This is a genomic window from Pseudomonas sp. KH_027 (assembly GCF_057838565.1).
In genome coordinates this window covers 3,571,927-3,597,022 of sequence record NZ_CM174470.1, presented here as the reverse complement: position 1 = coordinate 3,597,022, position 25,096 = coordinate 3,571,927, and the positions used below count along the sequence as shown (strand labels likewise).

Annotated in this window: 28 protein-coding genes; 6 read left to right on the top strand and 22 right to left on the bottom strand. The window is 62.8% G+C overall.

The genetic code is table 11. The features are described from left to right. Nucleotides 1-20: 20 nt before the first annotated feature. Together rnt and pyrC are read right to left on the bottom strand one after the other, a co-directional pair. Nucleotides 21-698 (bottom strand): ribonuclease T, encoded by a 678-nt coding sequence (gene rnt, locus AC3IYG_RS16895; protein ID WP_489310334.1) that lies wholly within the window; start codon nt 696-698, stop codon nt 21-23. Then, nucleotides 695-1,741: a dihydroorotase gene (gene pyrC / locus AC3IYG_RS16890; RefSeq protein WP_489310332.1), complete on the bottom strand. Its 1,047-nt coding sequence runs from the start codon at nt 1,739-1,741 to the stop codon at nt 695-697. The genes rnt and pyrC overlap by 4 nt, the downstream gene beginning before the upstream one ends. 146 nt (nt 1,742-1,887) lie before the next feature. Between pyrC and AC3IYG_RS16885 the strand changes: the two genes are divergently transcribed. After that, nucleotides 1,888-2,799: a flagellar protein MotY gene (locus AC3IYG_RS16885; RefSeq protein WP_489310330.1), complete on the top strand. Its 912-nt coding sequence runs from the start codon at nt 1,888-1,890 to the stop codon at nt 2,797-2,799. Between the two features lie 118 nt (nt 2,800-2,917). After that, complete coding sequence (locus tag AC3IYG_RS16880) at nt 2,918-4,135, top strand: argininosuccinate synthase (RefSeq protein ID WP_489310328.1); 1,218 nt, start codon at nt 2,918-2,920, stop codon at nt 4,133-4,135. Between the two features lie 245 nt (nt 4,136-4,380). On the opposite strand, the gene gloA is transcribed toward AC3IYG_RS16880, so the two are convergent. The 4 genes from gloA to folE all read right to left on the bottom strand — a co-directional run bounded on the left by gloA (nt 4,381) and on the right by folE (nt 6,516). After that, nucleotides 4,381-4,767, bottom strand: coding sequence for a lactoylglutathione lyase (gene gloA / locus AC3IYG_RS16875; protein WP_489310327.1), 387 nt, complete (start codon nt 4,765-4,767; stop codon nt 4,381-4,383). A gap of 209 nt (nt 4,768-4,976) precedes the next feature. Beyond that, nucleotides 4,977-5,126, bottom strand: coding sequence for a DUF3833 family protein (locus AC3IYG_RS16870; RefSeq protein ID WP_489332125.1), 150 nt, complete (start codon nt 5,124-5,126; stop codon nt 4,977-4,979). Nucleotides 5,127-5,157: 31 nt separating this feature from the next. Further along, entirely contained in the window at nt 5,158-5,673 is a 516-nt protein-coding gene (locus AC3IYG_RS16865) for a chalcone isomerase family protein (RefSeq protein WP_489310325.1), read from the bottom strand. 282 nt (nt 5,674-5,955) lie between these two features. Further along, nucleotides 5,956-6,516 (bottom strand): GTP cyclohydrolase I FolE, encoded by a 561-nt coding sequence (gene folE, locus AC3IYG_RS16860; RefSeq protein ID WP_489310323.1) that lies wholly within the window; start codon nt 6,514-6,516, stop codon nt 5,956-5,958. Between the two features lie 312 nt (nt 6,517-6,828). Between folE and AC3IYG_RS16855 the strand changes: the two genes are divergently transcribed. Beyond that, on the top strand, nt 6,829-7,770 hold the full coding sequence (locus AC3IYG_RS16855) for a MerR family transcriptional regulator (RefSeq protein WP_489310321.1): 942 nt from the start codon (nt 6,829-6,831) through the stop codon (nt 7,768-7,770). A gap of 18 nt (nt 7,771-7,788) precedes the next feature. On the opposite strand, the gene AC3IYG_RS16850 is transcribed toward AC3IYG_RS16855, so the two are convergent. The 9 genes from AC3IYG_RS16850 to metG form a co-directional block, all read right to left on the bottom strand. Further along, nucleotides 7,789-8,241 carry a PAS domain-containing protein gene (locus AC3IYG_RS16850; RefSeq protein WP_489310319.1) on the bottom strand — a complete coding sequence of 151 codons (453 nt, stop codon included), beginning with the start codon at nt 8,239-8,241 and terminating at the stop codon, nt 7,789-7,791. Between the two features lie 224 nt (nt 8,242-8,465). Further along, nucleotides 8,466-8,648, bottom strand: a complete 183-nt coding sequence (locus AC3IYG_RS16845) for a PA3496 family putative envelope integrity protein (protein WP_489310317.1) — start codon at nt 8,646-8,648, stop codon at nt 8,466-8,468. A gap of 107 nt (nt 8,649-8,755) precedes the next feature. Then, nucleotides 8,756-9,394 carry an endonuclease III gene (gene nth, locus AC3IYG_RS16840; RefSeq protein WP_489310315.1) on the bottom strand — a complete coding sequence of 213 codons (639 nt, stop codon included), beginning with the start codon at nt 9,392-9,394 and terminating at the stop codon, nt 8,756-8,758. After that, nucleotides 9,391-9,888, bottom strand: coding sequence for an Rnf-Nqr domain containing protein (locus AC3IYG_RS16835; RefSeq protein ID WP_489313941.1), 498 nt, complete (start codon nt 9,886-9,888; stop codon nt 9,391-9,393). The genes nth and AC3IYG_RS16835 overlap by 4 nt, the downstream gene beginning before the upstream one ends. Beyond that, nucleotides 9,818-10,588 carry an RnfABCDGE type electron transport complex subunit G gene (locus AC3IYG_RS16830; protein WP_489310313.1) on the bottom strand — a complete coding sequence of 257 codons (771 nt, stop codon included), beginning with the start codon at nt 10,586-10,588 and terminating at the stop codon, nt 9,818-9,820. Before AC3IYG_RS16830 ends, AC3IYG_RS16835 begins: the two co-directional genes overlap by 71 nt. Further along, complete coding sequence (locus tag AC3IYG_RS16825) at nt 10,585-11,556, bottom strand: RnfABCDGE type electron transport complex subunit D (protein WP_489313940.1); 972 nt, start codon at nt 11,554-11,556, stop codon at nt 10,585-10,587. Before AC3IYG_RS16825 ends, AC3IYG_RS16830 begins: the two co-directional genes overlap by 4 nt. A gap of 102 nt (nt 11,557-11,658) precedes the next feature. Continuing rightward, complete coding sequence (locus AC3IYG_RS16820; protein WP_489313939.1) at nt 11,659-12,822, bottom strand: RnfABCDGE type electron transport complex subunit B; 1,164 nt, start codon at nt 12,820-12,822, stop codon at nt 11,659-11,661. Between the two features lie 5 nt (nt 12,823-12,827). Further along, the gene (locus tag AC3IYG_RS16815; RefSeq protein ID WP_489310311.1) at nt 12,828-13,403 is read right to left on the bottom strand and encodes an Rnf-Nqr domain containing protein; all 576 of its coding nucleotides are present in this window, start codon (nt 13,401-13,403) and stop codon (nt 12,828-12,830) included. Between the two features lie 147 nt (nt 13,404-13,550). Then, nucleotides 13,551-15,629, bottom strand: coding sequence for a methionine--tRNA ligase (gene metG, locus AC3IYG_RS16810; RefSeq protein WP_489310309.1), 2,079 nt, complete (start codon nt 15,627-15,629; stop codon nt 13,551-13,553). Between the two features lie 295 nt (nt 15,630-15,924). Here metG and apbC point away from each other — a divergent pair, with 295 nt between their 5' ends. After that, complete coding sequence (gene apbC, locus AC3IYG_RS16805; RefSeq protein ID WP_489310307.1) at nt 15,925-17,019, top strand: iron-sulfur cluster carrier protein ApbC; 1,095 nt, start codon at nt 15,925-15,927, stop codon at nt 17,017-17,019. Between the two features lie 45 nt (nt 17,020-17,064). On the opposite strand, the gene AC3IYG_RS16800 is transcribed toward apbC, so the two are convergent. After that, nucleotides 17,065-17,763: a glycine-rich domain-containing protein gene (locus AC3IYG_RS16800; protein ID WP_489310305.1), complete on the bottom strand. Its 699-nt coding sequence runs from the start codon at nt 17,761-17,763 to the stop codon at nt 17,065-17,067. Nucleotides 17,764-17,999: 236 nt separating this feature from the next. On the opposite strand from AC3IYG_RS16800, the gene dcd reads away from it, so the two are divergent. Further along, nucleotides 18,000-18,566, top strand: a complete 567-nt coding sequence (gene dcd, locus AC3IYG_RS16795) for a dCTP deaminase (RefSeq protein ID WP_489310303.1) — start codon at nt 18,000-18,002, stop codon at nt 18,564-18,566. A gap of 637 nt (nt 18,567-19,203) precedes the next feature. Here dcd and AC3IYG_RS16790 read toward each other — a convergent pair. From AC3IYG_RS16790 to AC3IYG_RS16775, 4 genes are all read right to left on the bottom strand, one after another. Further along, complete coding sequence (locus tag AC3IYG_RS16790; RefSeq protein WP_489310301.1) at nt 19,204-21,744, bottom strand: penicillin acylase family protein; 2,541 nt, start codon at nt 21,742-21,744, stop codon at nt 19,204-19,206. A gap of 107 nt (nt 21,745-21,851) precedes the next feature. Next, nucleotides 21,852-22,502, bottom strand: coding sequence for a glutathione binding-like protein (locus AC3IYG_RS16785; RefSeq protein WP_489310299.1), 651 nt, complete (start codon nt 22,500-22,502; stop codon nt 21,852-21,854). Between the two features lie 135 nt (nt 22,503-22,637). Continuing rightward, complete coding sequence (locus tag AC3IYG_RS16780) at nt 22,638-22,841, bottom strand: SEC-C metal-binding domain-containing protein (RefSeq protein ID WP_489310297.1); 204 nt, start codon at nt 22,839-22,841, stop codon at nt 22,638-22,640. A 7-nt stretch (nt 22,842-22,848) separates the two neighbouring features. Beyond that, entirely contained in the window at nt 22,849-23,346 is a 498-nt protein-coding gene (locus tag AC3IYG_RS16775) for an LEA/WHy family protein (protein WP_489310295.1), read from the bottom strand. Between the two features lie 114 nt (nt 23,347-23,460). On the opposite strand from AC3IYG_RS16775, the gene AC3IYG_RS16770 reads away from it, so the two are divergent. After that, entirely contained in the window at nt 23,461-24,021 is a 561-nt protein-coding gene (locus AC3IYG_RS16770) for a hypothetical protein (protein ID WP_489310293.1), read from the top strand. A 74-nt stretch (nt 24,022-24,095) separates the two neighbouring features. Here the strand turns inward: AC3IYG_RS16770 and AC3IYG_RS16765 are convergent, their stop codons facing one another. Next, complete coding sequence (locus AC3IYG_RS16765; protein ID WP_489310291.1) at nt 24,096-24,563, bottom strand: YchJ family protein; 468 nt, start codon at nt 24,561-24,563, stop codon at nt 24,096-24,098. 4 nt (nt 24,564-24,567) lie between these two features. Continuing rightward, entirely contained in the window at nt 24,568-25,065 is a 498-nt protein-coding gene (locus tag AC3IYG_RS16760) for a DUF6231 family protein (protein WP_489310289.1), read from the bottom strand. Nucleotides 25,066-25,096 lie beyond the last annotated feature (31 nt).

Sequence of the window (25,096 nt, the reverse complement as noted above, 5' to 3'; positions counted from 1 at the left end):
CGGGTTTTTTTATGCAGGGGTCATTCGTTGAAGTCTTCCCAGCCGCCCATTTCTTTCCAGCGGTTGACGATGCCACAGAACAGCTCCGCAGTTTTCTCGGTGTCGTAGCGCGCGGAGTGCGCTTCGCGGCCGTCGAAGTCGATGCCGGCGGTCTGGCAGGCCTTGGCCAGCACGGTCTGGCCGTAGGCGAGGCCGGCCAGGGTGGCGGTGTCGAAGCTGGAGAAGGGGTGGAAAGGGTTGCGCTTCATCTCGTTGCGGTTGACCGCCGCATTGAGGAAGCCCAGGTCGAAGCTGCTGTTATGCCCGACCAGGACCGCGCGCTTGCAGCCGTTGGCTTTCAGTGCCTTGCGGATGCCCCGGAAGATATCGGTCAAGGCGGTCTCTTCGCTCACGGCCATGCGCAGCGGATGGTCGAGCTTGATGCCGGTGAATTCCAGGGCGGCGGCTTCGATATTGGCGCCTGCGAATGGCTCGACCCGGAAGAAGTAGGTGTGCTCGGGGAAGAGAAAGCCTTTTTCATCCATGCCGACGGTGACTGCGGCAATTTCCAGCAGGGCGTCGGTGGCGCAATTGAAGCCGCCGGTCTCGACATCGACGACTACCGGCAGATAGCCACGAAAGCGCTGGGCCATCGGGTGGCGTGAGTTGCCACCGCCACCGTTGCCTTCCTGTTCGTCGTCGTAGTTATCGTCACTCACGTGTTTTGCTCCAGCAGACGCCAGCGCAGTTTTTCACCGGCGCGCAGCGGGATTACGCTTTGCTCGCCAAGCGGCAAGCTAGTCGGGGCGGTCCATTCTTCACGAACCAGGGTGATGGTTTCGGTATTGCGCGCCAGGCCATAGAAATCCGGGCCGTGCTGGCTGGCAAAGGCTTCCAGCTTGTCCAGCGCATTACGCTGCTCGAAGGCTTCGGCGTACAACTCGATGGCGGCATAGGCGGTGTAGCAACCGGCACAACCGCAGGCGGCTTCCTTGGCGTGCTGGGCGTGGGGCGCCGAGTCGGTGCCGAGGAAGAACTTGTTGCTGCCGCTGGCCGCCGCATCCAGCAGGGCTTCCTGGTGCACGTTGCGCTTGAGGATCGGCAGGCAGTAGAAGTGCGGGCGAATACCGCCAACCAGCATGTGGTTGCGGTTGTACAGCAGATGGTGAGCGGTGATGGTGGCACCGACGTTCGCTCCGGCGGCATTGACGAATTGCACGGCCTCGCGGGTGGTGATGTGTTCGAACACCACTTTCAGCGTCGGGAAGCGCTCCACCACGCGGCTCAGGTGTTCGTCGATGAACACCTTTTCGCGGTCGAATACGTCGATTTCGCCACGGGTGACTTCCCCGTGCACCAGCAGCGGCAGGCCGACTTCGGCCATGGCTTCGAGCACATGGAAGATCTTGTCGACGCTGGTGACGCCAGAGTCCGAGTTGGTCGTGGCGCCGGCCGGATAGAGCTTGGCGGCGTGGACGAAGCCCGAGGCCTTGGCCGCGCGCACGTCTTCAGCGTTGGTCAGGTCGGTGAGGTACAGCACCATCAGCGGCTCGAAGCGGCTGCCGGCCGGGCGCGCGGCCAGAATACGCTGGCGATAGGCGTCGGCCTCTTGGGTGTTACGCACCGGCGGCACCAGGTTCGGCATGATGATGGCGCGGCCAAAGGTGCGCGCGACGTCGGCGACGGTGTGCGGCAGCAGCGCTCCATCGCGCAGATGGATATGCCAGTCGTCAGGGCGCAGCAGGGTCAGGCGGTCGGTCATGGGGGCAATACCAGATAAGCAAGCTTCAGGCGGGTAAAACTGCTGGGAATGCTACCGGAAAAGCCGCTCTCAGGCACTTGCTATCAAGTTTTGCCTGACGCAACCGATACCACTTGGGAATGCCGTTATTCCTCGTGGAGCCCGCCGTGCGCCAGCGTTATCTCGCCTTGCTCAGCCTGTTTGTCAGCTTGCCGGCTGCGGCTATTACCTTTCAGACGCGCCTGGAGAAGGTCGAATGGACGGTCGAGGGTGATCAATTCGAATGCCGTTTGTCGCAAAATATCACCGACTTCGGTGTCGGCGAGTTCGTGCGCCGGGCGGGCGAGCAAGTCACCTTCCGCCTGCAAGCCCGCGAGCAGTGGTTGGGCGCTGGCTCGGCGACCCTCTTGGCGGCGGCTGCGCCTTGGCAGCCGGGGCGTGGCGATATCAACCTGGGCATGGTCAGCGTCGGCACGGGCGAAGTGCCGTTCAACAGCTCGCAACAACAAGGCGTGCGTTTGCTCGGCGGCCTGCTCGACGGGCGCAGCCCTCTGATCCGCCATCGCACCCTGGAAGGGGGTGAGGGACTGGAAGTGCGGCTGCTGCCGGTCAAGTTCACCAAGGCCTATCACGACTACCTGGATTGCACCGCCAAGTTGCTGCCGGTCAATTTCGATCAGATCAAGCAGGCGCAGGTCGGCTTTGCGGGCGGCGGGGCGGCGCTGGACGATGTTTCCCGGGCCAAGCTGGAGATCATCCTGCAGTACCTCAAGGCCGACCCCGGCGTGAATCACATTGAGCTTGATGGTCACTCGGACAATAGCGGTAACCGCCTGACCAATCGGGACATGTCACGCCGTCGCGCCCTGGCGGTGCTGGATTACTTCAAGGCCAACGGGGTGCCGGAGCAGCAGATCGTCATGCGCTTCCATGGCGAACGCTACCCGGTGGCGCCGAACAGCAGCGAAGCCAATCGCGCGCGTAACCGACGGGTCACCGTACACCTGTCGCGTGAGCCGCAACCCGCCGAAACGCCAGCGCCAGCCGCGGTTGCACCCAAGCCGGCAGCCACCTCCTGACGGTCGCATCGACTAAAGATTTTGTCGCTTCGTCGTCACAAGCCGTCGCGCCTCTGTAAAACAGTCGGCGTGAGCAGTAGAATCGCGGGTTTTCCGTACAACCCCGTGGAGTGATGGCATGGCGGACGTAAAGAAGGTTGTCCTGGCGTATTCCGGCGGCCTCGACACTTCGGTGATTCTCAAGTGGCTGCAAGATACCTATCAATGTGAAGTGGTGACGTTCACCGCGGATCTCGGTCAGGGCGAAGAAGTCGAGCCCGCACGCGCCAAGGCAAAGGCCATGGGCGTGAAGGAAATCTACATTGACGACTTGCGCGAAGAGTTCGTGCGCGATTTCGTCTACCCGATGTTCCGCGCCAACACCGTTTACGAAGGCGAGTACCTGCTGGGTACCTCCATCGCTCGTCCGTTGATCGCCAAGCGGTTGATCGAAATCGCCAACGAAACCGGCGCTGACGCCATTTCCCATGGCGCCACCGGCAAAGGCAACGACCAGGTTCGTTTCGAGCTGGGCGCCTATGCCTTGAAGCCAGGCGTGAAAGTCATCGCGCCGTGGCGCGAGTGGGACCTGCTCTCGCGTGAGAAGTTGATGGACTATGCCGAGAAGCACGCGATCCCGATCGAGCGTCACGGCAAGAAGAAGTCGCCGTACTCCATGGATGCCAACCTGCTGCACATCTCCTATGAAGGCGGCGTGCTGGAAGACACCTGGACCGAACACGAAGAAGACATGTGGAAGTGGACCGTGTCGCCGGAAGCAGCTCCGGACGTACCGACCTACCTCGAGCTGACCTACCGCAACGGCGATATCGTCGCGCTCGACGGTGTGGAAATGAGCCCGGCCACCGTGCTGGCGACGCTGAACAAGATCGGCGGCGAGAACGGTATCGGCCGTCTCGACATCGTCGAGAACCGCTACGTTGGCATGAAGTCGCGCGGCTGCTACGAAACCCCGGGCGGCACCATCATGCTGCGCGCTCACCGGGCGATCGAATCGATCACCCTGGACCGCGAAGTCGCTCACCTGAAAGACGAGCTGATGCCCAAGTATGCCAGCCTGATCTACACCGGCTACTGGTGGAGCCCTGAGCGTCTGATGCTGCAACAGATGATCGACGCCTCGCAGGCCCACGTGAATGGTGTCGTACGCCTGAAGCTGTACAAGGGCAACGTCATCGTCACCGGTCGCAAGTCCGATGAGTCGTTGTTCGACGCCAACATCGCCACCTTCGAAGAAGACGGCGGTGCGTACAATCAGGCCGATGCGGCTGGTTTCATCAAGTTGAACGCCTTGCGCATGCGCATCGCCGCCAACAAGGGTCGCAAGCTGTTCTGACGGATTTCGACCTGCGTTGCGCAAACAACCCCGGGTATTCCCCGGGGTTGTTTGTTTCTGGGCGGTCGACTGTTGGCGATAGGGATAAATCCGTAGCCATCTGCTGCGAGTGGTCGGCTAGGGCACTGCGCAAGTGCGGCAGCTCTATCCGTTCGTGCCTGTCTTGAATCAACTATCACAGAACATGGGTATTCAATTAAGCCGCGCAAAGAGCGGGCTTGTAGCGGTAGTTGGTTGCGGCAGTGTTAACTGTGTTTTTGTATAAGTTCTATCTTGTAGCCGTCAGGGTCGGTGACAAAGGCAATGACGGTTTTACCGTGTTGCATGGGGCCGGCTTCCCTCGTTACATTGCCGCCATTTTTCTTGATGTCGGCGCAGGCCTGGTAGGCGTCCTGCACTTCGAGTGCGATGTGGCCATAGCCGGTGCCGATGTCGTACTCGCTCACGCCCCAGTTGTGGGTCAGCTCCAGCACGGCGCTGTCGTCCTCGCTGCCATAGCCAACGAAGGCCAGGGTGAACTTGCCGTCGGGGTAATCATTCTTCCTGAGAAGCGTCATGCCCAGGATGTTGGTGTAGAACTCGATCGAGCGTTCCATGTCACCGACCCGGAGCATGGTATGTAGAATTCTCAATGCTTGATCCTCGTTCAATGGCTTTGCCGGCAGTCTATCACAGCCTTTAAATGGGTCTCTTTGCGTGTCCGCTTCATATAAGTGCTGCAACTTTAAGTGTTGGATTAAAGTATATGGGTATGGGTTATAGCCCGTAGCCGGGCGTGCAAGTTCCGGGCGCGGCGCATGGTTTGTCTATCAATGCGCCGGCAGTTGCGGTGGGGCAGGTTTCAGCTGGGTTCCTTGCGGAAAAACAGCGTCAGCTGTCCGAACTCAATGCCGAACTTGGTCATGAACGAGCGGTTGGCCAGGGTGTTTTCATTGTGCCTGTACATCCAGTCGTCGAAATTGACCTGACAGGGCTGCGAATTTTTCAGCATGGTCGTTCTCCGCTTGGACAATAGGCGGCCATCACGGCCGGCCGAGCAGTTTCAGCCGCAGTTCAGGGTCGCGGCTGCGTGGGTCGAGCCAGATGGCGAAGAACGCCTGGGCAAAGGCCACATCGCGCACCTCATGCTGCAAGCGCTCGCCGACATAGAAGCGGCAGCCCTGCTCCGGCAGGAACACGCCGGTGATGCGCTGGCCGGGCTGCACGTCGATGAATGCCCGTTGCAGCTCGGCCTGCCATTTCGTCAATTGCGCCGCACTCACTTCGCTGCCGCCAAGGCGCTTGATTTCATCCAGGCTGGTTTGCACGAAATCCTCGCGGTTGATCGCTCGGTGATACGCCAGCTCCAAGGCGAAGGGGCTGTCCGTTCGAAAGCGTTGTGCCGAGCTCCACAGGCGCGCGCTGTAGATGCGAAAACCCAGGAAACGCAGGTCGCCTTCCCCCAGCAGTCGGGCGCCGGGTACCGCTTCCTGCCAGCCCGCGAGCGCGTTGCCGGCTAGCAGACAACTCAGGCACAACGCGCAGAACAGGCGCTTCAACGCGTTGTCCGCCTGTTGTCGACGAGGGTTCGAGGCGGGGTGGCGTTGCCAGCGATAGAGCAAGGCTTTGGCGCTTGGACGGTGGGCGGGACACTGCGTTTCATCAGGGCACTCCGGTTCTGCGTTGGTGGGTTCGGCATCCTCCAGTGGCTTGGCTGACGCCCGCGGTTGGCCAATTCAGCGCTCAGCGATAGCTGGCCAGGGTGATCGAGACCGATTCGGCGAAACCTGGCGCATGCGGTCGATGCGGATGCGCGCTATGCCGGGCTCCAGTGGTGGCATTTACTTGCGCTGGCCGATCAGTTGCAGAAACTCGTGGCGGGTGTTGCAGGACGCGCGGAAGGCTCCGAGCATCACCGAGGTGCTCATCACCGAATTCTGCTTCTCCACCCCGCGCATCATCATGCACATGTGTTTGGCTTCGATCACCACGGCGACGCCGGCGGCATGGGTGACCCCCTGGATGGCCTCGGCGACCTGACGGGTGAGGTTCTCCTGGATTTGCAGGCGCCGAGCGAACATGTCGACGATCCGTGCGACCTTGGACAGGCCGAGCACCTGGCCGGTCGGGATGTAGGCGACATGCGCCTTGCCGATGAAGGGCAGCAGATGGCGTTCGCACAGCGAGTACAACTCGATGTCCTTGACGATCACCATCTCGTCGTTGTCGGAGGCGAACAGCGCGCCATTGACCACCTCCTCAAGGCTTTTGCCGTAGCCGTTGCACAGGTACTGCATGGCTTTGGCTGCGCGTTTCGGCGTGTCGAGCAGGCCCTCGCGTTCGGGGTTTTCGCCGACACCGAGGAGTATTTCGCGGTAGTGGCTGGGCAGTCCTTCGTTCATCAGAAGAGTCCTTGCGGCCGATTGGTCGAGGTGTTGGCCACCGTTGACGGGAAAAGTGCTCCCGCTCACGTCTGGGTTCTGCCCGTCAACTGGAGCGGTGGCAGGCGCCGATCACAGCGTTCGCTCGGTCGATGGCAGGCTTCGTGCTGTTGGCACCGTCGCAGTCAGTGGGCAGGCGGCATCCACCTACCAGGGCAGTGGCAAGTCGGGTTTCAGTATCCTGGCTCTCGACTTGTACAGCTTTTGTACAATGTATGGCTGGAAACGCTGAGTTACAATGCCGCCACTATTCCCGCCTGGGCCGACTGCTCCATGACCGAATTCGCCAGTGCCTCGGCTCTCGCCTCGGGTCCTCTCAAGCAAGAGGAGCTCTTCCCTATTCGCGAGGTCTCGCGTCTGACTGGCGTGAATCCGGTCACCCTGCGTGCCTGGGAACGGCGCTATGGGCTGATTCAGCCGACTCGCACCGAGAGTGGCCATCGCCTGTACTCGCAGGCGGATATCGAGGCGGTACGCAGCATCCTGGTCTGGATCGATCGGGGTGTGACGGTCAGCAAGGTCGGCAGAATCCTCTCGCGGGCGGCCAGCAGCACGGCCACGACGCCGCAGTACCAGGAGGTGGCGGTCGGCGAGTGGCAGGCACGGGTGCGGCATGCCGTGAATGGCTTTGATGAAGTGCGTCTGGAGCAGGTCTACGGTCAGCTGTTTTCCACCTATGCGCTGCCAGCAGTGTTTCAGGAGGTGCTGCTGCCGTTGTGGCAGGAGTTGCTGCTGCGCCAGAGTGAGTTCGGCCAAGCCAGCGAGTGGTTGTTTCTCGACAGCTTTCTGCGTGTACGTGTCTGGCAGCGCCTGCAGTTGAATCGCGGCCAGGCCGAGGAGCGGGTCTTGTTGGCGGCGATTCCCGGGCAATGCCGCGAGCTGGAGTTGTTGGTGGCAGGCCTGCTATTGACCAGCAGTAGCGCGGAGGTCAGCGTGCTGGCGCTGGGTCAGCCGCTGGAGGAGTTGCCCCTGGTGTGCGACAAGATCCAGCCGCAAGCGCTGGTGCTCTATTCCAACCATCCACCCGGCAACCAGCAGGTACGGCTGTTGCGCAAGCTGGCGCTGAGCCTGGATTGCCCGTTGGCACTGGCGGGCGAGGCAGCGGAACTGGCCGAAGAGAGCCTGGCCGGTACCCCGATTGCCTGTCTGGGTAACGCCGGGCGGCTGATGCAGCGGCGCTTGCTGCAGTTTATTTCCGGGCACCTGGATACCTGATAACCAGCGGTTCAGGCATCAGCGGCTGGTGCGCAGGGCGGCGAGTTCGTCCTTCAAGCGTTGCAGCTCGTCTTCCAGCTCCTGGACCCGTTGCAAGGCCTGCACTTCGGCGCTGACGTCCTTCTGGATGCCGATGTAGTAGGTGAGCTGGTCGCCTTCGTTGAAGACCGGCGTGATCGACAGCTCGTTCCAGAACGCGCTGCCATCCTTGCGGTAATTGCGAATGATCTGCCGGCACGGCTTATGGCTTTTCACCGCTTCGCGAATGACATCCAGGCCAGGCTGGTCATGCTCTTGGCCCTGCAGGAAACGACAGTCCTGATAGAGGATGTCGTCGGCGGGGTAGCCCGTGAGGCGCGAAAACGCCGGGTTGACGTAGATCAGGATGTTGTCGTCGCCCTCCTGCTCGGCAACCACAATCCCGTCGTTGGAAGCGTCGATCACCAGTTGCAGCAGTTTGGCGTTGATCATCGTGAGGGTTTCCCGTGCATGTCAGTGCATTCTAAAACATCCGCCCGGGTCGAACCTCAACAACCAATGCCTTGTCGGTTTTTAATGCCTGGCGCACATGCCTCGTTCCGGCCCGTATCCGGGCGAGCCTGGCGTGCGAGCGCCGCGGCCTTTGCCCGGGCGGCCATGGGTTTTCCCGGCATTAACGAAAAAGCCCCGCAATGCGGGGCTTTGGCTTGTGGCGATTACAGATCGAAATCGTATTCGGCCAGTTGTTTGTGCAGGCGACGCTCTTCCAAGAGGTTGTCGATGATGCGCCGTTTGGTCAGATTGGTCTTGGCGACTTCAACCGGGGTGTCTGCCGCATCATCTGCCTCATCGGTGCCAGCGTCTTCGTCGAGTTCCAGATCTTCTTTGCTAGTGCTCATGACGTTCACTCCAGGCTACGGGGGCCATTTGCGCACCTTATAGCGACAAAACTGGAGCGGGTAAAAAAGTTTTTTTCAATCGAATTGATAGCTAATCCAATAGTGGCTCAATCGTCAGAGGTCTTGTGCTTGTATTCACAGAGATCTTCGATGCGGCAGCTGCCGCAGCGGGGCTTGCGGGCCTGGCACACATAGCGGCCATGCAGGATCAACCAGTGGTGCGCATCGAGGAGGAATTCTTTTGGCACAAACTTCATCAGCTGTTTCTCCACCTCCTGCACATTCTTGCCGGGTGCGATGCCGGTACGGTTGCTGACGCGGAAGATGTGGGTGTCCACCGCCATGGTCAGTTGGCGGAATGCGGTGTTGAGCACCACATTGGCGGTCTTGCGCCCGACGCCGGGCAGGGCTTCCAGTTCTTCGCGGGTCTGCGGCACCTGGCTGCCATGGCGCTCGATCAGCAGGCGACAGGTTTCGATAACGTTCTTGGCCTTGCTGTTGAACAGGCCGATGGTCTTGATGTACTCGCTCAAGCCTTCGACGCCGAGGGCATGGATGGCTTCCGGGGTATTGGCCACCGGGTAGAGCTTGGCGGTGGCTTTGTTGACGCCGACGTCGGTTGCCTGGGCGGAGAGGATCACCGCGATCAGCAGTTCGAAGGGCGATGAGTAGGCCAGCTCGGTTTTCGGTTCCGGGTTGTCTTCATGCAGGCGGCGGAAGATTTCGTGGCGTTTGGCGGCGTTCATAAGGGATCGGATTTCACGGTGAAAAAGCGGCGCCCGCCGGCCAGCAGCAGGCCGAGCAGGATAAAGGCGCCGGGCGCGAGGGCGAACAATTGCAGGCCGCTGAAAGGCGTCAGGGCGAGCGCCCAGTGTGCGGCGTTGTGGCCGAACAGCCAGTCCATATGGGCGAACAGCGTGCCGCTGCCGAGGGCTTCGCGCAAGGCACCCAGCAGCAAGGCGGTCAGGGCGAAAACCAGGCCCGGTGCCAGGCCGGAGCCGGGGTGTTGCGGTTGGCCATGGGCAAGTTGCAGGCACGGCAGGATCAGCAGCGCGAGAAACGGCCCCAGCGCGCGATGCAGTTCGAAGGCGAGGGCCTGTAGCAGCAGCTCGGCGCAACTGAGCAGGGTGCAGATGCTCAGCAGGGCGGCCAGCCAATAGGCGCCGCCGTTAAGTCGCTTGTGCATGAACGCCAGCGCCAGCCCGAGCCCCGCCAGCAGCGGTAGCCCGACCAGCGCCAGGCCGAGGGCCTTGACCAGCAGGTCGCTGGCACCCAGCAGCGGCGCCAGGCCGAGCAGGCTGAACGGCGTGCTGAGCAGGCGTTTCATGGTGCTTGCTCCGCAGGGGGGGGAGCAAGTGCTGGCGCTGCGCGTCGAAGAAACTCAAGGCCTGCTGCACGGCTTTCACCACTGCGCGGGAGGTGACGGTGGCCCCGGCGATCTGGTCGAACTGGCCGCCGTCGGCCCGTACCCGCCAGTCCGGTTCTGGCGAGCTGCTCAGCGATTTGCCGACGAAGCCGCGCAGCCAGGGGCGCTTGTCGGCCTCGGTCAGATCGCCGAGGCCAGGTGTTTCACCTTGTTCGAGTACCTTCACACCGAGCAGCCGGCCCGCCGGGCTGACGGCTAGCAGCAGGCGAATCGGTCCTTCATAGCCGAGCGCCGTGGCCGGCAGCAGCACCGCGCTCGGTGCGCCTTGCCGGGTGGCCAGGTAGGCGAACCCCGGTGCGGGAGTGCCGAGCAGCTTGCTGGCGGGCAGGGCGATGGGGTGGGCGAGCGGATGGTTGTCGTAACTGCCAGCCGGCAACAGATCGAGCAGCGCGCGCTCGGCGGCGGCTTGGCGTTGCTGCTCGATGCGCGCGCTGAGCAACTGCTGGATGCCGACCACCAGCGCCAGTCCGAGGATGGCCAGCAGGGCCAGCGCCACGCCTTGGCGGCGGCTCATGGCGTGGCTCCCGCGCTGCGTGCGGCCAGGCGTTCCAGGCTTGGCACTGCGAGGTTCATCAGCAGCACGGCGAAGGCCAGGCCGTCCGGATAACCGCCCCAGGTACGGATGACATAGACCAGCACGCCGACGCCGACGCCGAACAGCAGGCGGCCTCGTTCGCTGCTGGCGCCGGACACCGGCTCGGTAACGATAAAGAAGGCGCCGAGCATGGTCGCGCCGGAAAGCAGGTGCAGCAGCGGCGAGCCGTTGGAGTCCGAGCCCGAGCCGTTCCAGCACAGCAGGCTGAGCACGAACAGCGCGCCGAGCATGCCCAGTGGCGCCTGCCAACGGATGACCCGCTGCTGCAACAGAAACAGGCCGCCGAGGAGAAAGGCCAGGTTGACCCATTCCGTGCCGCGGCCGCCGAACGTGCCGAATGCCGGGTGGCCGGCGAACAGCTCGTCAATGGTCAGGCGGTTGTTGTGCTTGAGGCTGTCCAGTACGGTTGCCTGGCTCCAGCCGTCCACCAGCCCGGAGCCGAAGCCGAACACCTGTTGCAGCGCCGCCGACAGGCCCTGGCCGCCGTCGGGCGCCGGCCATTGGCTGATCTGCACCGGGAAGGCCGCCAGGGCGAAGGCATAGCCGAGCATCGCCGGGTTGAACGGGTTCTGCCCGAAACCACCGAACAACGACTTGCCGAACAGGATGGCGAAGGCGCTGGCGGTCACGGCCAGCCACCAGGGCGCGTAGGGCGGCAATGCCAGGGCCAGCAGGGTGGCGCTGACCAGCGCACTGCCTTCGGCGAAGGCGCTGATGCCGAACAGGGATTGCGCGTGGTCGAGTGGTTGGTGGCGCAGCTGGCGTACCAGGGCTTCGCAGGCGAGGGCGGCGGCCAGGGCCAGCAGCAGTTGCAGCAGGCTGCCCCAACCGTACAGCCAGCACAGCGCCAATAGGCCGGGCAGGCAGGCCAGCAGCACCCGTTGCATGCTCGGGCTCGGGTCGAAGCGGGGCAGGTCGCTCACAGGCTTGCCTCTATGCAGGCGAGCGCTGGCCGTAAGCCGGGCAACTGGCTGGGGGCGCCAGCCGGACTATGCCGGGGCATATGCATGCAACTGCCGCTCGGCCTCGGCCAACCGGGCTCGGGCCTGGCTCAGGCTGTCCGCGTCGGTCTCGCGGCGGTGTTCCAGCTTGCTCACTTCGGCGCGGGCATAGGCCAGCTCGGTCTTGAGTGCGCGTAACTGCACATCGAGCGGTTGCTTGTCGGTGCGCAGCAGTTCTGGTGGCCGCTTGCCGCTGGCATCTTCGGCCGCGTGCAGGGCCTGTTCGGCATCCTTCAGGGCGGCGCGTAAAGGCTGCAGTTCGGCTTCCTCGGCGCCATTGCGTTCGGCGCTTTTCAGCTCGGCTCGGCGCACGGCAAGGGTGATTTTCGCCTTTTTCAGCGCGGCCTCACCGGCGTCGCTGGTGGTTGGTGCCTGGGCCGCCTGCAGGGCCGCCTGCGCGGCGAGGGCGGCGGCGCGCAGCTCGCTGACCTGGGATTCAAGCGCCGGCGTGCCATGGCTGGCCAGCTGCTTTTCGGCCTTGCTCAACGCGACCTGGGCCATGGCGGCCGCAATCTTCAAGCGCTTCTGCTGCTCGCTCAGGTTGCCAGTGGCGGCCTGTTGCGCCTTGACCCGCTCGATTGCCGTTTGGATCGGGTCGCTGGCTGCTGCGCTGTGCTGCTGTTCGGGGTGTGTCACGCGCGGGCTGCGGGCCTGGCGTTCGGCCTGTTTGCGCGCCTCTTCCCGTTCCAGGCGGGCCTGATGGGTTTCGAAGCGCTGGCGGAACTGGTCGGCGCGCTGGCGCTGGGCCTGGGCTGCGGGCTCGGGCAGCGGGAGGATATCGATGCAGTCCACCGGGCAGGGCGCGACGCAGAGCTCGCAGCCGGTGCATTCGTCGCTGATCACCGTGTGCATCAGCTTGGCCGCGCCGACTATGGCATCCACCGGGCAGGCCTGGATGCACTTGGTGCAGCCGATGCATTCGGCCTCGCGGATAAAGGCGATCTGCGGCGGGATCGGCGCAATCTCGGGCGGCAGTACCGGTACCTGCATCAGCTCAGCCAGGGCCTGGATGGTCGCCACGCCGCCGGGTGGGCACTTGTTGATCGCTTCGCCCTCGGCAATTGCCAGGGCGTAAGGCTTGCAGCCCGGGTGGCCGCACTTGCCGCACTGGGTCTGCGGCAGCAGCGCGTCGATGGCCTTGATCGGGATCAGGCTGCTCACGAGGCCACCAGCGCGTTGATGCCCATGCCGTTGAAACCGAGAAAGGCCAGGCCCATCAGGCCGGCGCCGATCAAGGCAATCGGCGCGCCCTTGAACGGTTCCGGCACATCGGCAGCTTCGATCCGCGCCAGCAGGTCGGCCAAGAGCGTCAGTGCCAGCCAGAAGCCCAGGCCGCCGCCGAGACCAAGGGCCAGTGCTGGTCCAAAGCCTGCTGTCGGCTGACTGGCCAGCAGCATCGCGCCGAGGGCCGCGCCGTTACCGAGCAGCAGCGGCCAGAGTCCGTCCTGGGGCAGCTGCGGGCGCAGGCGCGCCAAGAGTCGCAGACCCAGCCAGGTGAGCAGCGCCAGCAGAGGCAGGAAGATAAACAAGCGCAGGTAGGCGAGCGCGAATGGCTCGAGCAGCAGGCGTTGCAGCAGCCACGCCAGCGGGCTGGCGAGCAGGATCAGCAGGGCGCTGGCCGGGCCCAGCAGCCGCACGCGGGCGGAGCGTAAAACATCGGCGCCGGCGGGCAGCATCAGAACGAGGTTGTTGACCAGTGCTGCGCCGATCAGGGCGAGGAAGAGTTCGGTCATGACCGTACGCAGAGCCCGTTGAATGAGGTGAGTGAATTATCGTCGCTGGGTCGCGAAAGTGGTAATCGAGCGACAGTGCCCACCGAAGTGGGCTCGGCTCGTGATGGGTGCCAATCGCGAGCCGGGCCCGTTCCTACGCAGGCCGGCTTACTTGACCCGCTGGCCCGGCTTGGCACCGTTGTCGGGGCTGAGCAGGTAGATTTCTTCGCCGCCGGGGCCGGCAGCCAGGACCATGCCTTCGGATATGCCGAACTTCATCTTGCGCGCGGCCAGGTTGGCCACGTACAGGGTCAGGCGGCCTTCCAGCTTGCTCGGGTCCGGGTAGGCGCTCTTGATGCCGGAGAACACGTTGCGCTTGGCGTCGCCGATATCCAGGGTCAGGCGCAGCAGCTTGTCCGCGCCCTCGACGAACTCGGCTTTCTCGATCAGGGCGATGCGCAGGTCGACGGCCGCGAAGGCGTCAAAGCCAATCTCGGCAGCCAGCGGCTCTTTGCTCAGCTCGCCGTTACCAGCAGGGGCCGCGCTTTCGGTGGCGGCCAGGTCTTCTTTGGAGGCGTCGGTCATGGCTTCTACGGCTTTGGGGTCGATGCGGGTCATCAGAGCTTCAAAAGAATTGATCTTGTGATCAAGCAGTCGGTGCTCAAGGTCACTCCATTGAAACGGGGAAACGTTAAGAAACTGCTCCGCGTTTTTAGCGAGGTTGGGTAGTACGGGTTTTAAAAGCACGACTAGGTAACGGAACAAATTGATTCCGACAGTGCAAATTTCCTGCACTTTCTTGTGTGCCTGGCTACCAGGGCCAAGCGCTTTTGTTGTATTCCACGGTGCTTCCTCAGCGATCCAGGCGTTTGCTGTATCAGCCAGGAGCATGATTTCACGCATAGCTTTTGAGAACTCACGCTTCTCGTACGCTTCCGCAATGCTTGGGAATGCCTCCTCGTACTGTTTCCAAAGGGCATTCCCGTAAGTGTCTTCCGCCGCTAGGTAGCCAGTTTTAACCAGAGGATTGTCGATTTCAGGCAGTCGATGGATAAAACCGGCGCAACGGCTGGCGATATTCACCACTTTGCCCACTAGGTCGGAATTGACCTTCTGCACGAAGTCTTCGAGGTTCAGGTCGAGGTCTTCTACACCACGGCTGAGCTTGGTTGCGTAGTAGTAGCGCAGGTATTCCGGCGACAGGTGATCGAGGTAGGTGCGGGCCTTGATAAAGGTGCCGCGCGACTTGGACATTTTCTGCCCATTCACGGTCAGGTAGCCGTGCACGTTGATCCCGGTCGGCTTGCGGTAACCCGCGCCTTCGAGCATCGCCGGCCAGAACAGGGCGTGGAAGTTGACGATGTCCTTACCGATGAAGTGGTACAACTCGGCCGTTGAATCCTTATTCCAGAACGCGTCGAAATCCAGCTCCGGCGTGCGCTCGCAGAGGTTCTTGAAACTGGCCATGTAGCCGATCGGCGCATCCAGCCAGACGTAGAAGTATTTGCCCGGCTCGTCCGGGATCTCGAAGCCGAAGTACGGCGCATCGCGGGAGATGTCCCACTCTTGCAGGCCGGAATCCAGCCACTCGGCGATCTTGTTGGCCACGGCGTCCTGCAAGGTACCGCTGCGGGTCCAGGTCTTCAGCATGGCCTCGAAGTCCGGCAGCTTGAAGAAGAAGTGCTTGGAGTCCTTGAGCACCGGCACGGCGCCGGAGATGGCGGAGCGCGGGTCTTTCAGGTCGGTTGGCGCGTAAGTGGCGCCGCATTTTTCGCAGTTGTCGCCGTACTGGTCCTCGGTGCCGCATTTCGGGCAGGTGCCCTTGATGAAGCGGTCGGCGAGGAACATGCCTTTTTCCGGGTCGAAATACTGGGTCACCGAGCGGGTGGCGATATGCCCGGCGTCACGCAGCTTCAGGTAGATGGCCGTGGACAGCTCGCGGTTTTCGTCCGAGTGAGTCGAGTGGAAGTTGTCGAAGTTCACCAGGAAGCTGGCAAAGTCGGCGCTGTGCTCGGCCTTGACGTTGTCGATCAGCTGTTCCGGGGTGATCCCTTCCTTCTCGGCACGGAGCATGATCGCCGAGCCGTGGGCATCGTCCGCGCAGACATACACGCATTGGTTGCCGCGGTGCTTCTGGAAGCGCACCCAGATATCGGTCTGAATGTACTCGAGCATGTGGCCAAGGTGAATCGAACCGTTGGCGTAGGGCAGGGCGCTGGTGACGAGAATCTGGCGGGGCTCGGACATGGGGCTCGGCTACTGATCTGAATGAAACGGAGGTCGGCCACTATAAAGGCCCGGGGTTTTTTTTTCACCCGCTGAGGCTTGCTGGTTCTGCGCCTATTCAACGGCCCTTTGTAGGATCGGGCCATGCCCGCGACAAGCACCAACGCAAGAGCATCGCGGGCATGGCCCGCTCCTACAGGTTTTGCGCTTCAGCAGCAGGCGGCGCGCCAACACTAACCAGGGCATGATTCATGCGCGAATGGGGTGCCTGGAGTACGATAGCGGCCATCCGTTTCATGCCTGCCAGGATTCCCTTATGTCCACGATCACCCGCCAAGCAGTGGAAGCCGCGCTGCGTCAATACACCGACCCGCATTTGAACCAGGACCCGGTCAGCGCCGGCTGCGTGCGTGATATCGCCATCGACGGCGACCGCGTCAGTGTGCGGCTGGAGCTGGGGTATGCCGCCGGCCTGTTCAAGAGTGGCTGGGCGCAGATGCTGTCCATGGCTCTGGAAAACCTCGATGGCGTGGCCAAGGCCACGGTGCAGGTCGACTGCGTCATCGCCGCGCACAAGGCCCAGGCGCAGGTGCCGGCTTTGGCCAACGTGAAAAACGTGATTGCCGTGGCCTCCGGCAAGGGCGGGGTGGGCAAGTCCACCACCGCCGCCAACCTGGCGCTGGCGCTGGCCCGCGAAGGTGCCAAAGTCGGCATCCTCGATGCGGATATCTACGGCCCGAGCCAGGGCATCATGTTCGGCATCCCGCAAGGCACCCGCCCGCAGGTCAAGGACCAGAAGTGGTTCGTGCCGATCAAGGCCCATGGCGTTGAAGTCATGTCCATGGCCTTTCTCACCGACGACAACACGCCGATGGTCTGGCGTGGGCCGATGGTCTCCGGCGCCTTGATCCAGTTGGTGACCCAGACGGCTTGGGGCGATCTGGACTATCTCGTCGTCGACATGCCGCCGGGCACCGGTGATATCCAGTTGACCCTGGCGCAGAAGGTGCCGGTGGCCGGCGCGGTGATCGTCACCACCCCGCAGGACCTGGCGCTGCTGGATGCGCGCAAGGGCGTGGAGATGTTCCGCAAGGTCAATATCCCGGTGCTCGGCGTAGTGGAGAACATGGCCGTGCACATCTGCTCCAACTGCGGGCATGCCGAGCATCTGTTCGGCGAAGGTGGCGGCGAGAAGCTGGCGGCGCAGTACGGTGTCGACCTGCTGGTTTCCCTGCCGTTGTCGATGGCCATCCGCATCCAGTCCGATGGCGGCAAGCCGACCACCATTGCCGATCCCGAGAGCCAGATCGCCATGCTCTATCAGGAAGCGGCGCGCACCGTCGGTGCCCGTATCGCCCAGAGCGAGCAGGGCGCAGCGCCAATGCCGAGCATCAGCGTCAGCGACGACTGAGGGTGGCCCGGGGCCGGCGACCTGCCGGCCCCGACGCCTTGATTTTCAATCTCCGCCCCCGCCGCAACCGCCACTATCGCCAGCCGCTTCGCCCGAGCCGTCGCCTTCATAGCTATCGGTAGCCGTGCCGCTTCCGCCATCGGCACTGCTGCTGGACAGGTCGCTGCCGCAATGAATCACACCGCCCTCGCTGCCATTGGCCCCCAGTTTGCGCACGGACTCGCAGTCAGCGACATAGCTGAAGCCGTTGCTGATTCCGAGTTTGCCATCCAGGGCGAAGAGCAATGGCAGACGGGTCGGCGAGCGCGGGTTGATATTTTCTTCGCGACAGGCGTGCCACCAGCAGCGCCGCAGCCCTGCGTCACTCTGCTGCCGGCCATTGCCGAGCACCGCTGCGGGTGTGTGGTGCAGGAAACGGCCGAAGGCTTTCTGGCAAAACGCCTGATAGTCGTGGGTGTGGAGGATGAACGCGTGCCAGAGATCATCCGCGGCCTGTGACGGCATGGACACGTAGCGGTGTCCGCTCTTCAGGTAGGCCAGGAAAAACTGGCGCAGGCCCTGGGCGACCAGTTGGCAGTCTTTCAGCGTGAGTTGCGGGTGCTGCGCGCGCAACGGCTCGAACAGCCGTGGCGGCAAGCTGAAACTGCGGATGAAGGCTTCGCGGCGCAGCGCGTTCAGGGCCTGCTGGCGCCGCCAGAGGACTAGAGCAAGCAGCAGGCAGGGGATGATGACGAATGCGATCATGGGCGGGCTCTGAGAGCATGGCTGGGGCGCGCCCCAGCATGTTGCCAGGGCGTTCGAGGACGGACAGTGGCGCACTGAGCTGGATCGTTCAAGTGCGAAATCGCGGGTCTGGGCGCTGCGCCGCAGTCCTTGGTCGCACGACCGGCCACCGGGTGGTGGCGCCAGGCCTTTGCCCCGGAGCCTGCCTACCGGTAAGATTCGCGATCACTTTTCACCACCCTCACAGGACGCCCGCCATGAGCATCAAATCGGACAAGTGGATTCGCCGCATGGCCCAGGAACACGGCATGATCGAACCCTTCGTCGAGCGCCAGGTGCGCGGTGAAGGTGCCGATCGGGTGATTTCCTACGGGGTGTCCAGTTACGGTTACGACGTGCGTTGCGCCGACGAATTCAAGGTGTTCACCAACATCAATTCGGCCACCGTCGACCCGAAGAACTTCGATGAAAAGAGCTTCGTCGACATCAAGAGCGACGTCTGCATCATCCCGCCGAACTCCTTCGCCCTGGCGCGCACCGTCGAGTTTTTCCGTATTCCGCGTGATGTACTGACCATCTGCCTGGGCAAAAGCACCTATGCGCGTTGCGGCATCATCGTCAACGTCACGCCGCTGGAACCGGAGTGGGAAGGTCACGTGACCCTGGAGTTCTCCAATACCACCACCTTGCCGGCGAAGATCTACGCCAACGAAGGCGTGGCGCAGATGCTGTTCCTGCAGTCCGACGAAGCCTGTGAAGTGTCGTACAAGGATCGCGGCGGCAAGTACCAGGGTCAGCTCGGCGTTACCCTGCCGAAGGCCTGAGGTTCGCTGCGCATGAAAAAGCCGGGCATTTGCCCGGTTTTTTTATGGCTGTGTCTGCGTTAGCTGTTGCAACGCTGGAGGGCATGGCCACATTGCCTGCCTGCCTGCCTGCCTGCCTGCGTTGCTCGCTATGCTCGCGGGCCCCCCCCCGGCGAGGATGACGGTGCCAGGCAAACTTCCCCGTCAGGCTCGTCGTTCCCGCGAAAGCGGGAATCCAGTAAGCGGAAGGAGCGCTCGGTCTGAATGGCTGGCAACACTCAACTACGGCATGGCTTTTTCATGGCTGTTGCAAAGGCCAGGGAGCCTTGCTTGCCGTTGGCCGTGAGAGGTCGGCGGTGCTGGAGTCGTTCCGGGCAGCAAACGGCAGGCAAAAAAATAGGCGCCTAATAGTGGCGCCCGGAGAATCAAACGATGCACAGGTTCTGAGTGGCCTATGCCGGGAAAGTTCAAAAAATGATGTGATTTTGCCAGTATCGAGCGTTCCGGGCGCAGTGCGTGGCCTCGGGACATGCTCGAGCGGCTTTTGCGCGGGCAAAAGAAAGGGCGCCCGAAGGTGCCCTTAAAAAGATCTATGGAGTAAGTCCACTTACTCAGAGCGAACCGCCGAGGCTTTAGTTCAGCGGTGCTCGACGAACGGTCATTTGCCCGGTGTCAGCAGCAGGCGCTTGCTGCCGTAGGTCTTGTCCAGGTTCTGCGACTGGAACGGGAAGCTCATGTAGTGCCCCTTCAGCCAGGCGTCGATGCCGTCGGCGTAGTGCGGGCTGGCCGGGTTGCCGGACTGGCCAGTGCTGTTCACGCCGATCATCGGTTCGGCGCGGCCGAAGTCGACGACGATGCGCATGGCCGGAATCAGCCAGGTGTCGAAGTCTTTACCCCAGTGGTAGGCCGAGACGTTCAAGGTGGTGTGATCGCCGCCGGCCGGATAGGGGCCGCGGTCGAGGTAGCCCTTGAGCGCATTGATTCCGGCGCTGTCGCCACTGCTCAGGTATTTCGCCATTTGGGTGGTTTCGGTGGCCCAGGTGTAACTGTGCAATTTGCCCCACTGCCAGGCGTTGCGGTTTGCCCCGAGCTTGGCTTCGCAGAAGCTCACGGCGGCCGCCAGGCTGCGGGCGAGGATCGCCGGTTTGTCTTCCTTCTGCGCGGTTTTCAGGTCATCCCAGAACGGGCTGTCCTCGCGGCCGAGCAGGTGGTCGGCCTGGGCCGAGTAGGAGAGGTCGGCGGTCTGGACCAGCGCCTGCCAGGCCGGGTTGGTTTCCGGGCCCAGTTCGTCGAGGAAGGTCTGCCGCGCGCTTTCCTGCAGGAAGGCTTCATACAGCGCGGCATTCGCCGAATTTGCCGCCAGCGTACCGTCGAAGGCCAACAGTCGCTCATAGGCTTCGCGCGCTTTGGCGCGTTCGGCGGCTGGCAGAGTGTCGATGGCTTTTTTCAGCGGCTGGGCCATGCCAGGTGCTTTAAACATACCCTGCAGCTTGGCGACGAACAGCGATTTTTGGTCGTACTGCATGGCGATCATGCTTTGGCTGTCGTGTTTGCCGCTGCCGGCCAGCTCGGCGATGCGTTCGGCCCGTTCCGGGTAATACCAGGAGTTGGACAGCTGCATGCCATAGCCACGCGGTACGCTGCGCTGGTTGGCGCTGCCGAGCCAGCCTGCCGGCGGGTCTTGGTCGTAGGGGTGGAGCATCGCGTCGGCGTAGCCATCCCAGTCGTAGCGGCCATCCCAGCCGGGCGAGGGCAGCAGGCCGACGCCGGCGCGGCGGTTGGGGTAGCGGCCGGTGACTTGCCAGCCGATGTGCTGGGCATCGGCGAACACCAGGTTCAAGGGGATGGCGCGAATTTCCCGGGTGGCCTCGAAGGCCTGTTCGACCGACTGCGCGCGGGACAGATTGAAGAACGCATCGAGGCTCTTATCGTCGTCGAATTTCGCGCTTTGCAGCGCCAGGCCATAGCCGCTGGTCATCTCCATGGGTTGCAGCATGTGCTTGCGTTCACCGAGCACGCTGTTCAGCAACGGCCCGTGGCGGGTCTCGAAAATGCTTTCGCGGATCGGCCGCTGGCCCTTGATGAAAAAGGTTTCCTGGCGTTCGCGGGCTGGCTGCCACTTGCCGTCAACTTGGTAGTAGAGCGTGTTGCCCTGGCGTTTGATTTTCTCCAGGAACAGGTCCTGGTTATCGCCCATGACCATGGTCATGCCCCAGGCCAGTTTGCCGTTGAAGCCGGCGACCACGGCCGGGACGCCGGCGATGGAAACTCCGGCGGCCTGGAATTTCGGGGCGCGGATCTGCACGAAATTCCAGGCCGAGGGCATGGAAATCGGCAGGTGCGTATCGTTGGCCAGCAGGCTTTTGCCGCTGCGGCTGCGTTGCGGGGCGATGGCCCAGTTGTTCGATGCGGCGACACCGAGCATGTCGAGTTGGGCGATCTGGTCGGCGGCGGCGTTGACCGCGCTCAGCCCCTGGATCTGCCCGCCGAGAACCAGCCCTTTGAGCTTTTCGGCTTCTTCGAACGGTAGCGGTTCGTCCGGGTAGCTCGGCGTCAGCCAGGCCAGCTTGTCGGCACCGACTTTCTGCGCCAGTACCAGGGAGGCGATTTCTTCCTGCAGGTTCACGGCCAGGCCGAAGTTCATCAGACAGAACACCAGTACCGAGTCTTCCGGCTTCCAGTAGGCCGGCTTGTAGCCGGACTCGGCCAGGTCCATCGGCAGCTTGTTCTGGTAGCGGAACAGGTAGGCATTGACCCCGCGGGCGTAGACCTCGAAGAACTTCTTCATCCGGGGCGACGCGTTCTTGTACAGCACCTCAGCGCTTTGCTTGAGGTTCACCGCCCGCATGAAGCGGTCGATCTCCAGCGCGCCGGGACCAACCATCTCGGCCAGCCGGCCTTCGGCCATCAGGCGCATGCCGACCATCTGGCTCAGGCGGTCGCTGGCATGCACATAGCCGAGGGCGAACAGCGCGTCATGGAAGGTGGTGGTTTCGATCAGCGGCATGCCGAGGGCGTTGCGGCGGATCGATACGCTTTGCGCCAGGCCTTTCAGCGGTTGGATGCCGGAGGTGGGTGGCAGGCTGTCGGCATAGTGGCTGTCCAGCCAACTCTGGCAACCCGTGAGGCTGACCATGGCGGTGAGCGCGGCGGCGGCAGCGAAACGGGGAAGGAAGCGCTGAAAGGCTGGCGAAGCCATGGCGTGAAGCTCCTGCGGGCGGGGTGGCATTGGGCAGGCGCTACGTTAGTGAGGCGTCCGCCGCGGCGCAAGCGGCGACGGACGTGCTGTGCAGCTTTCTTATCGGTTTATGGCTTGGGCTGTGGCGGATTGACCTGTTCCACCAGCGCATAGGCGCGCTCGGTAGCCGGGCGCGCCTTGATTGCCGCGAACCAGCGCTTGAGGTTGGGGAAGTCGTCGAGGTTCTGCTCCTGCCACTGGTGCGGGACGATCCAGGGGTAGATTGCCATGTCGGCGATGCTGTAGCCGGCACCGGCGACGAATGCGCGATCAGCCAGACGCTTATCCAGTACGCCATACAAACGGGCGGTTTCCTCCACATAGCGCTTGATCGCGTAGGGGATTTTTTCCGGGGCAAACCGGTTGAAATGGTGGTTCTGCCCGGCCATCGGGCCCAAGCCACCCATTTGCCAGAACAGCCACTGCAGGCATTCCTGGCGACCGCGCAGGTCGCTCGGGATGAATTGCCCGATCTTCTCGGCGAGGTAGAGCAGGATCGCCCCGGACTCGAACAGCGCCAGCGGTTCGCCGCCGTCGGCCGGTTCCAGGTCGACGATGGCGGGAATCTTGTTGTTCGGTGAAATCTTCAGATAGCCCGGCTGGAACTGCTCGTTCTTGCTGATATTGATCGGATGCAGGCGGTAGGGCAGGCCAGCCTCTTCCAGAAACAGGCTGATCTTGTGGCCGTTGGGGGTGGTCCAGTAATAAAGATCGATCATCGAGGCATCTCCGCACGGTGGGCGTGCTGCAGACATGGGCAGGACGGGTTCGCTTGGCTGTCTAAGCTGCCTGAGCTCGGCGCAGAAACCAACAGGCCCGCTGTATGCGGGCCTGGCGGAAGAACGAGCGGCGGGTCAGGCGCCGTGGCACTTCTTGAACTTCTTCGCACTGCCGCAAGGGCAGGGGTCATTGCGGCCCACGTCCTTCAGTGCGTTGCGCACCGGCTCCTGGTGGCTGTGGTTGCAGTCCGGGCCATGCACGTGGCCGTGATCATGATCGTGATGATGGTCGTGGTCATGCTGGCAGTCAGGACCGTGGACGTGGGGTTCTTGGCTCATGGGGGTACTACTCCGGAATAAAATCGCCGGGAATTATCTCGCCATTTCGCTTCAGGTGCACGCTGCGCCCGAACAGCAGGCCGGTTTTCACTTCACCCTGGAAGCGATAGCGGATCGGCTGGTCGGGATGATCGAGCAGTTTGACGATGGGTTTCAGGTGGCGCCAGAGGTTGGTGCGCACCGGTACTTCGAATATGTGGTGGCCATTGGCGGGTACGGTGAACCAGGCGTCGGACTCGCCTTCGGCCAGCTTCAGGTCGTTCAGGTACAGGCTGTAGTCCAGGCCGCGCACAGGCAGGCTCACGGAGTTCGGGTTGTCGATGCGAAAGCGCAGGACAAACTGTTGCTCCAGCAATTTAGCCTTGATGACATCCACTTTGATGAGGCGGACATCCGGGTCCTTGAATTCGCCTGTGAACCAGGTACCGCATCCTGCGAGGCCTGAAAGCAGGCCGGAAAACATCAATAGGCTGATAATTCTTATCATTTGCGCCTGGTACGGCATTTCAATACTCCGCTGACGCCCCAGTGTGTAATAAGCAACTGCTTGGCTGCAACTTGTTGTTTATGGGAAAAAACCTACGCCATACTGACGGCTGACTCGGACAGGAGTGTGACCATGAGCCGCTACGAGATTGCCTTTTCCGGGCAGTTGGTACCAGGTGCCCAGTTGGAACTGGTCAAAGCCAACCTGGCCAGGTTGTTCCAGGCCGATGCCCAGCGCATCGCCTTGTTGTTCTCCGGGCGCCGGCTGGTGATCAAGAACAATTTGGATGCCGCGGCCGCCGAGAAGTATCGCGTGACCCTGGAGCGTGCCGGCGCGTTGGTGGATGTGCAGTCCATGGACGTCGAGATCGAAGAAGTCGAGCTGGCGCCGCCGCCGGCTTATGACGCCGCACTGGCGGTGGTCGTGGCTCCGCAGGCCGCTGGAGCGGCGCCGGGTAAACTGGTGGTGGTGCCGCGCGATGAATATATGGCGGCGTTCGTCGATGTCGAGGCACCAGACTTCGGCATCGCTCCGCTGGGTGTCGACCTGCAGGACGACAAGCCCGAGCCGCTGGCGCCGACTGTCGATTTGTCGCAGTTCAGTCTGGCGCCGGCCGGCAGCGATATGGGCCAGGCCAAAGCAGGCCCCGCTGGCCCGCCGCCGGACACCTCGCACCTGAAGTTGCAGGAGTAGCACCACGAGGCCCGCATCAGCGGGCCTTGTCGATTCTGTGCGGCGCAGAGGTGGGCCTGGTGGGCATCAGCCGCTTAGATGAAGCCGGCGCAACACTTCTTGAACTTCAAGCCGCTGGCACAGGGGCAGGGGTCATTGCGCCCGGCCTTGAGCGCTACAGTGGAGTCGATGAAGTACCAGCGCCCGTCGTTCTGCACGAAGCCCGAGCGCTCACGGTGGCTGTGTTCGCCCGCGCTGTCGTGCCAGCGAGCGGTGAAGGTGACGAAGGCGTGCTCCGGCTTGCCGCCATGCACCTCGGCACTTTCCACCTCGAGGCCGAGCCAGGTGCTTTGCAGGCTCCAAGCCCGTATGGCGTCGGCATCCAGCCCAGTCTGTTGCGCGGGCAGAGTGGTGGCCACCAGGTAGTCGATCAGGCCTAGCACATAGGCGCTGTAGCGCGAGCGCATGAGGGTTTCGGCGCTCGGCGCCGGTGTGCCGGAGTGGTAACGGCCGCAGCATTCGTCCAGGTGATTGCCACTGCCACAGGGACAGGCCGGAGTCATGGGCTTACCACCAGTACTTGCCGAAGTTTTGCGGATTGGCCCAGAACTTGGCGTTCAGCCAGTCGGGCACCTGTTTGTACTCGCGCAGATCGTAGGTGAACAAGGTCACGGTCTGTTCGGCGCGGCGGAAGCGTTCACTGGCTTGCAGGGCCAGGGCGAACAAGTCGGTGTCTTGCCAGCCGCAGGCGTCGAGGTCGATCAATACGGCCAGGCGGCTGGCATTGAGGTTGCGAATGCCGCCGAGCAACTCCAGGCCGGTGCGTTTTGGCAGGTGCTCCAGGCAGTCGGCGATCACCGCCAGGTCGAAACGCCGGGCGGCCAGGTCTGCCGGGAGCGGGCCGGCAGCCGCGTGAGCGAGTTGGCTATCGGGGTGTGCGCGCTGAAACGCTTCCAGTGCCGGCAGATCGCTAGCACCGACCAGCAGTACGCTGTCAGGGGTATAGCGATCGAGCAGGGCAGCCAGTGCTTGCTGCGGCGTGCGCGAAGAAAAACTCTCAGTCATCGAAAATCCTCGATCATGTTCGAGAAGACTA